At 64.9% G+C, this 2,278-nt stretch carries 1 protein-coding gene and 1 pseudogene; both read right to left on the bottom strand.

The genetic code is table 11. The features are described 5' to 3' along the window. Nucleotides 1-1,454, bottom strand: a pseudogene (locus IEJ02_RS47680) (type I polyketide synthase); the annotation flags it as partial. A gap of 35 nt (nucleotides 1,455-1,489) precedes the next feature. Then, on the bottom strand, nucleotides 1,490-2,278 hold a 789-nt coding region (locus IEJ02_RS47685), incomplete at its 5' end, for a phosphopantetheine-binding protein (protein WP_223865618.1).

Below are 2,278 nucleotides of genomic sequence, written 5' to 3' on the forward strand. Positions count from 1 at the left end.
AACCACCTCCACACCCGAGGCCTCCTCCACCGGCGCTTCCTCAAGGATGACGTGCGCATTCGTCCCCGACACACCAAAGGACGACACACCAGCCCGCCGCACCCGCTCCCCACGCGGCCAAGCCACCGCCTCAGTCAGCAACTCCACCGCGCCCGCATCCCAATCCACATGCGACGACGGCCGATCCACATGCAACGTGCGCGGCAGCAACTCCCGGTTCAGGGCCATGACCATCTTGATCACACCACCCACACCCGCAGCCGCCTGCGTGTGGCCGATGTTGGACTTCAACGCTCCCAGCCACAGCGGCCGACCGTCTTCCCGACCTTGCCCATAGGTGGCCAGCAACGCGTGCGCCTCGATGGGATCACCGAGCTTCGTGCCCGTGCCATGACCCTCGACAGCATCCACATCCGCCGCCGACAACCGGGCATTGGCCAGCGCCTGCCGAATCACCCGCTCCTGCGATGGACCATTCGGCGCCGTCAACCCATTCGACGCCCCATCCTGATTCACCGCCGAACCACGCACCACCGCCAACACCCGATGCCCCCGCGCCCGAGCATCCGACAACCGCTCCAACAACAACACACCGACACCCTCACCCCAGCCGGTGCCATCCGCCGCCTCGGCGAACGCCTTGCAGCGGCCGTCGGCCGCCAGGCCACGCTGCCGGGAGAACTCCACGAATGCGATGGGTGTGGACATCACTGTCGCCCCACCGGCCAGCGCCATCGAGCACTCACCACTGCGCAGCGCCACACTCGCCTGATGCAGTGCCACCAGCGACGAAGAACACGCCGTATCCACCGTCACCGCAGGACCCTCAAGACCGAACACATAGGCAAGGCGCCCGGACATGGCACTGGCCGTGTTACCCGTCAGAAGATACCCATCACCGTCTTCGGCGTCGTCCTGGAACCGCGAAAGGTAGTCCTGACCATTGGCTCCGATGAATACCCCGACTGGTGATTCGCTCAGCTCGGAAGGGTTGATCCCAGCAGTCTCCATGGCCTCCCAGGACGTCTCCAGCAGCAGCCGCTGCTGAGGATCCATCGCCAGTGCCTCACGCGGGGAGATTCCGAAGNAGGATCCATCGCCAGTGCCTCACGCGGGGAGATTCCGAAGAACTCCGCATCGAAATCCGCCGCATCATGCAGGAACCCGCCACTCACGGCATAGGTCTTGCCAGTCCGACCCGGGTCTGGGTCGTACAGATCCTCCAGCTCCCACCCACGATCGGCAGGGAAACCGGAGAGCGCGTCTGCGCCGTTGGCCAGCAGAGTCCAGAGCTCCTCCGGCGACGCGGCATTCCCCGGATACCGGCAGGCCATGCCGACGATGGCAATCGGTTCGTGCGCACGGTCTTCCAACTCACGCAGACGCCCTCGGGCATCGCGAAGGTCGGCCGTAGCACGCCGCAGATAATCGAGAGTCTTCTCGTCAACCGACATGGTTCTATCCCGCCTTCCTTTACGCCCGGAGATCCTTAACGTTCCAGCTCGCCGTCGAGAATGCTGAATAGCTCATCGGCTGACGCGGTTCCGAGGTCTTCGGTATCCGACTCAGAATTCCTGCCCCACTTAGTGAGGAGCCCGCGTAGACGCGTGGAAACGACGGCCGCCTCGGCATCGGCCCAGTCAATGCCGGCAAGGGAAGCTTCCAATTTGTCGATCTCGCTCATGATGCCTTGCGCAGTGGTCTGCGGAGCCCCGTCGACCTGCTTGAGCAGCACGTTGGCAATGGCCGCTGGAGTCGGATGGTCGAAGACCAGAGTGGTCGGCAGACGTAGCCCGGTGACGCTGCTGAGCTGGTTCCGTAGCTCGACTGCGGTGAGGGAGTCGAAGCCCAGCTCCTTGAGCGCTCGCTTCTCCTCGATACCGTGCGGATCGGTTCGTCCCAGCACCGTCGCGACGTGCGTACGGACCAGGTCCAGCACCAGCCGCTCCCGCTCTTCCGGAACGACCATGGCGACCCGGTCGCGCCACTCGGTGGCCAGGCCGCTGCCATTTCCGGCCACTGCCTTCCGCACTGGCCTGCGCACCAACTGACGCAGCACCGTCGGTACGGGCATCGACCGGTCCCCGAATGCCTTGAGGTCCAACCGCACGGGCAGCACCCCAGCACGGCCCGCATGCATCGACCGATCGAACAGCGCCAAGGCGTCCTCAGTGGCCATCGGAATGATCCCCAACCTGTCCATACGGGCGAGATCGGTCTCGTTGAGGTTCTGGGTGATTCCGCTGGCCTGTGCCCACAGGCCCCAGGCGAGGGACAC

This window comes from Streptomyces sp. 5-10, assembly GCF_014712245.1.
GTDB classification, from domain to species: Bacteria; Actinomycetota; Actinomycetes; order Streptomycetales; family Streptomycetaceae; genus Streptomyces; species Streptomyces violaceusniger.